This is a genomic window from Flavobacteriales bacterium (genome assembly GCA_013001705.1).
GTDB lineage: Bacteria > Bacteroidota > Bacteroidia > Flavobacteriales_D > JABDKJ01 > JABDLZ01.
The window spans coordinates 1-5,939 of sequence record JABDLZ010000302.1 but is presented as its reverse complement, the minus strand read 5'-3'; the positions used below and the strand labels follow the sequence as shown (position 1 = coordinate 5,939).

Sequence of the window (5,939 nt, the reverse complement as noted above, 5' to 3'; positions counted from 1 at the left end):
CAGCAATCGGCTACTCAACTCGAGTTCTTGGTCCTTCTCTCGCATCTCATACTTGGTGAACATGTTCATGAGTTCCTTATCCTTCATAGCCTTGACCACAGAGTCGTTCAAGCTTAAAAGTTTCTCATGATAGTTCAGGGCCTCCTTAAACCTACCTGCTGCCTTCAAGAACTCGTACTTGGCTTGATAAGCAGATATGCGTTTAGAGCGCGCACCATAGCTATTGCTGAGTGCTATCCCTTCATCGCAGAATGAAGATGCCGTCTGTAAGTTTTCCATTCCAGTGTGAATCAGGCACATGAGAATAGCAAACCGAGCACGATTATTCCGGTCGGTCAATCCTCTTTCGGTATCGACCTTTTCCATAAGTTCCAAGGCCTTCATCGGGCTCTCCACTTTGAAGGCGATATCTGCCAGACTCATATATGCATCGGCTGTATAAGCAGGATAATCCTGCTCCTGGAAGTACACTACCGACTGCTCATAGAGCGGTTCTGCTTCTAGCAATCTATCCACTGCCTTATATTGACCTGCCAGATTGAAGCGTGTGAAGTAGACCCAATCTTCTTGACCGGCCAAAATGAAAAATTCTTGCGCTTCTTTGAAGTACTTGATGGAGTTCTCTCTGTCAGCTTGAAATTCATAGGCACCTCCTATGTTATTGAGCATCATCCCGACCATGAAGGTGTCTTGCAATGCTCGATACCACTCGAGGGCCACTTCGTAGGATTCGATCGCCCGGAAATGATCCCCCGCGATGGAAGCGTGCATACCGAAGAAGTTCTTGGAACGGGCTATCTCGGCAGAATCCCCATAGGCCAAGGCCTCTTTTTCGAATCTGAGCACGTAGTCCAGCGCTTGATCCAGGTCGTTATAGATGGTATGCTTGAGACCATCACTCAGGATCTTGAGTCGTGTATCGGGATCCTCGGTCTCAGCTAGGCGATTCTCGAGACTGTCGATCACTTGTAGATATTCTTGGGCCTGCACTTGCACCGTGATGCATATCACAACAGTAGCGATGGAGAGAATTCGAAGTGGCCGCATCATAGTATCGGATGGATATCATAGTTCGAGATGACCAAGCGCACCGTATTGAGGCCTTCAGTGGCCACCTCCAATACAGAACCCAATCGACTATGGAATGTATCTATCATCTTCGATCCGAACAGTCCGACCCGCTCCCTCAGTTCTTCTGGAGTCAATCGGGTCCCGCTATCCTCAAGCTCTAATATCAACTTTTTATGGTCATGCTTCAACCGGATGACCACTTCTACGGCACTGGATTCGGTAAATGCGTGCTGAAGACAGTTCGAAAGCATTTCATTCAAGATCAATCCCAAGGGCAATCCTGTATCGATATGCAGTAGGATATCATCTACTTCGGTACGTAGGTCTATCTGTTCTTCACCCACTTTGTAGGCATTGAAAACACTGTTGCTCAGGGTGCGGATGTATTCCTGTGCAGATACGTGCTGTGGGCGACCTTTATTCAAAAGACCTTGATGGATGAGAGCAATGGATTTCACTCGCTGCTTGCTCTTCTCCAGAGCACTTCGTGCCTCGTCACCCTGTGCGTTGCGCTCTTGTATGCTCATGAGTGAGGCGATGATCTGCATGTTGTTCTTCACCCTGTGTTGTGCTTCACGTACCAGATGGTCATGGTCTATCTGGAGTTTTTGGAAGGCATCGCGCTGATGGCTACTCTTCTTCTTCACTTTCTTGATGCGGTATTCTTGAAAGATGAAAAGAGCGACAAGCGCTGCGATGAGTATCAGAAGTATGTGTACTTGATCGGTCAGGGCTTCTGTATTTGAGGTCATCAGATCACTGGTGACCTCGACTTGGTGAAGCTAGAGGGTGACCTGACATTTCTCCTCACCCAAAAGGATGAAATGAGGTATCAACGTATGACCAATACTTTGGAAACAGTCTTTTGACCATTGGATAATTCTAGGATATATCTCCCTGAATCAAAGGACCTGAGGTCCAGTTTTTTGGCTTGTAGGTTATCCGCTCTGAAGATGATCCTACCTTCGAGATCAGCAATACTCAGGTCAGTATCCCGACCGAGGTTATGCTCGATCCAGATGATACCCTTGCTCGGATTGGGAAAGAAGAAAGCCTTGGCCTCTTTGGACTTGAGCTCCATGTAAATGGCCATTTCCTCTTCCATGCTGGGATAGGTAGATTCTGTACCTGAGCGATCTACTAAAAGGTCTGCTTCGGGCTCGTCAAAGGATTGCTGTGGAAAGGAGTCTATGGGTTCGGAATGTTCTGCCAAGAGACCTTCCTGGGCCAATACCGGGCTCAGAATAAAGATCAGCATCCCTAGCCCGATCGAGCGGGTACGTATCATGCTTGCAGTCATGATCGGTTGCATTGGTTCATTGTGAAGATAATCAATAGTCTTTCAATTAACTGAATATCAGCCCTTACTATCTGATAATTTCACTGAAAGAACGAACTCTGGCCTGATTAGAACGGTCAAAATCTTAGCTCGACCGACATTCATGGTGAGAAATCAAACACGATGAGCCCATACTCGTGATCGTTCACATCTTATTGGTCGTGAGCCATAAATACCGTTAACTTTGTATCCCGTAGCAATACGGGCATGTCCGACAAGACCAAATACATATTCGTCACCGGTGGAGTGACGTCCTCATTGGGTAAGGGAATCATCTCTGCCTCACTGGCCAAACTCCTTCAGGCCAGAGGTCATTCGGTCACTATTCAGAAGCTCGACCCCTACATCAATATCGATCCAGGTACTCTGAATCCCTACGAACACGGAGAGTGTTTCGTGACGGATGATGGAGCAGAGACCGACCTCGATCTGGGGCACTACGAACGATTCTTGAACGAGCGCACCTCTCAAGCCAACAATATCACTACCGGACGCATCTATCAGAATGTGATCGATAGAGAACGAAAAGGAGACTACTTGGGCAAAACGGTCCAGGTCATCCCTCACATAACCGATGAGATCAAGCGCTGTGTCCAAAAACTCGGGAAAGTAGGTGACTATGATTTCGTCATCACAGAGATCGGTGGTACGGTAGGCGATATCGAGTCGCTGCCCTATGTAGAGGCTGTGCGTCAGCTCAAATGGGAACTCAGAGAGAGGGCCATCGTAGTCCACCTGACATTGGTGCCCTACCTCGCTGCTGCTGGAGAACTGAAGACCAAGCCCACCCAACACTCGGTCAAGCAACTGCTGGAACTCGGAGTGCAACCCGATATCCTCGTGTGCCGTACCGAACATCCGCTGAACCAGGAGATCAGGGATAAGATCGCTCGATTCTGCAATGTCTCGGAAGATGCCGTTATCGAATCCATCGATGCGGAGACCATCTATGATGTACCAGAATTGATGTACAAGGAGAAACTGGACACAGTGGTGCTCACCAAAATGGGGATGGACTACTCCGATGAGCTCACTTTGCGCGACTGGAATGACTTCATCTGGAGGCTGAAGAGCCCCAAGGAATCCGTACGTATCGGTCTGATCGGAAAGTATGTCGAGTTGAAAGACAGCTACAAGAGTATTGCTGAATCCTTCATCCATGCCGGGGCTTCTTGTGGAGTCAAGGTGAAGATAGACTGGATCCACAGTGAGAGCATTGAAGATAACAATGTGGCCGAGCGCATTTCCAAACTGGACGGCATACTCGTGGCACCCGGATTCGGTGGAAGAGGAATAGAAGGAAAGATACGGGCCATCAAGCATGCACGTCAGAACGGAATTCCTTTCCTAGGAATCTGCCTAGGCATGCAATGTGCCGTCATCGAATTCGCCCGCAATGTAATGGGCTGGGAAGAAGCACACTCCACCGAGATGAACGAGTCGACTCCTTACCCGGTCATCGACCTCATGGAGCAGCAGAAGGCCATCACCGATAAAGGGGGGACCATGCGACTAGGCGCGTATGATTGCCGATTGGTAGAGGACAGTATCGCGCATGATTGTTATGGAGAATCCTTGATCAGCGAGCGGCATCGCCATCGCTACGAGTTCAACAATGAATACCAAGAGCAATTGGAAACTGCCGGGATGAAGATGACCGGGATCAATCCGGATTCAGAACTCGTGGAGATCATCGAACTGGAAGACCATCCCTGGTTTGTAGGCGTACAATTCCATCCGGAGTACAAGAGCACGGTGGCCGAGCCACACCCGCTCTTTGTCGGCTTTGTACAGGCGGCTAAGCGCAAGGCCGGAATTCATGTCGAGGAGGAGCGACTGGTCAATTCCTGACCCAATTCCACTTCCCTGAGCTTATTCCTTGTTTTCATTGGTCACTCCTTGCGAAGCCATATCTTTGCCCTCCTTGTAAAATAGGGTATGGATAGAAATTCTGCAACAGGTCTTTTTCTCATCGGTCTAGTCGTTCTCGGATACATGTGGTATGTATCTCCGAGCGAAGAAGAGATACAACGCCAACGTGCGATACAAGACAGTATACAAGCTGCCCAAGAACAGGTCGAGTTACCTGATCAAGTGGAGTCTCCGACACCTATCACTCCTGAAGAAATTCAGCCTGAGACTCAGACTGTAACCGAAGATGACAGTCTGGTCAAAAGCCTCGCCCAGCAGGAAAAATTGGCCCGATTCGGGCTTTTTGCTCCCTCATCTGAAGGGTCTGATGATGAATTCCGCGTAGAGACCGACCTCTATATCGCCACCTTCCAATCCAAAGGGGGTCAGATCAAGAGCTTGGAACTCAAGGAGTACAAGACCTATGACCAAGCACCATTGATCCTATTCGATGAGGAGGCGGAGTTGGAATACATCTTTCAACTCCATAGCGGCCAACTCATCAGCACCAGTGATCTCTACTTCTCCCCACAGGACCTTCCGCGCTCTACACTGGAAGATGGATCGACCACCCTCATCATGCGGGCCAGCTCGAGCGATCCGTCCAAATATGTGGATATCAGCTATGACCTCACTGCAGGAAGCTATGAAGTGGATGTAGCAGTAGACCTGGTAGGAATGGCCGATGTGGTCGACCTGAAACGCAATGACATCGTTCTCAATTGGGAGATGGTCGCACAGGTCAAGGAGAAGAGCAAGGAGCGGGAGATGGAGCGCAGCGGTATATTCTATCGCTACAAGGATGAGCAAAGAGAATATCTCAGCGAGGGCAAGGAGGACGAAGAGGAACTGGAGGCCAAGGTGAATTGGGTGGCCTTCAAGCAGAATTTCTTCTCGGTAGTCGCTCTGCACCCTGAAGGATTCATCTCTTCCAACTCCATGGTCTCACATGCTCCGGCAGAGGAAGAGGAGAACACGATGAAGTACAATGCGGAATTGACTCTGCCAGTAGAGTTCACACCCGACCCGCACATCGCATATTCCATCTATGCCGGTCCCAACAAATACAGCATTCTCAAAGCCTATGATAATGAGATGGACCGCATTATCGACCTAGGTTGGGGGATCTTCGGTTGGATGAATAAATGGTTGGTCATTCCTATCTTCAATTTCCTCAGCAGGTTCATCAGCAGCTATGGGGTCATCATCTTGATCCTGACCGTAGTCATCAAGATGCTGCTCTTTCCCCTCACCTATAAGAACTACTTGAGCAGTGCCAAGATGCGTGCGCTCAAGCCCGAGATCGATGAACTCAACAAGAAGTTCGAGAATGAGAAGGACCCCATGAAGAAGCAGCAGGCCACCATGAGTCTGTACAAGCGCAGCGGGGTCAATCCAGCGGCAGGTTGCCTGCCTATGTTGGTCCAGATGCCCATCCTCTATGCGATGTTCCGCTTCTTCCCGGCATCTATAGAACTGCGTCAAGAGCCTTTCCTATGGGCAGATGACCTTTCTTCATATGATTCCATACTGGACCTCCCCTTCGAGATACCTTTATATGGAGATCACATCAGTCTTTTCACTCTGCTGATGGCACTGAGCACATTCCTATATACCC

Annotated in this window: 5 protein-coding genes; 2 read left to right on the top strand and 3 right to left on the bottom strand. The window is 49.1% G+C overall.

From position 1 onward, the window contains the following. The 3 genes from HKN79_12100 to HKN79_12090 all read right to left on the bottom strand — a co-directional run. Positions 1-1,050: hypothetical protein (locus tag HKN79_12100; GenBank protein ID NNC84310.1), on the bottom strand; the 1,050-nt coding region annotated here is incomplete at its 3' end. After that, entirely contained in the window at positions 1,047-1,823 is a 777-nt protein-coding gene (locus tag HKN79_12095; GenBank protein ID NNC84309.1) for a sensor histidine kinase, read from the bottom strand. The genes HKN79_12100 and HKN79_12095, both read right to left, overlap by 4 nt. A gap of 80 nt (positions 1,824-1,903) precedes the next feature. Further along, on the bottom strand, positions 1,904-2,371 hold the full coding sequence (locus HKN79_12090) for a T9SS type A sorting domain-containing protein (GenBank protein NNC84308.1): 468 nt from the start codon (positions 2,369-2,371) through the stop codon (positions 1,904-1,906). Between the two features lie 246 nt (positions 2,372-2,617). On the opposite strand from HKN79_12090, the gene HKN79_12085 reads away from it, so the two are divergent. Beyond that, the gene (locus tag HKN79_12085) at positions 2,618-4,261 is read left to right on the top strand and encodes a CTP synthase (GenBank protein ID NNC84307.1); all 1,644 of its coding nucleotides are present in this window, start codon (positions 2,618-2,620) and stop codon (positions 4,259-4,261) included. Positions 4,262-4,348: 87 nt separating this feature from the next. After that, the coding region (yidC, locus tag HKN79_12080; protein ID NNC84306.1) for a membrane protein insertase YidC at positions 4,349-5,939 on the top strand (1,591 nt) is incomplete at its 3' end.

Excerpts from the sequence above, each read along its gene's own strand:
- HKN79_12090 (NNC84308.1), bottom strand. The coding sequence starts at position 2,371 with ATGACTGCAAGCATGATACGTACCCGCTCGATCGGGCTAGGGATGCTG.
- HKN79_12085 (NNC84307.1), top strand. The coding sequence starts at position 2,618 with ATGTCCGACAAGACCAAATACATATTCGTCACCGGTGGAGTGACGTCC.
- HKN79_12095 (NNC84309.1), bottom strand. The coding sequence starts at position 1,823 with ATGACCTCAAATACAGAAGCCCTGACCGATCAAGTACACATACTTCTG.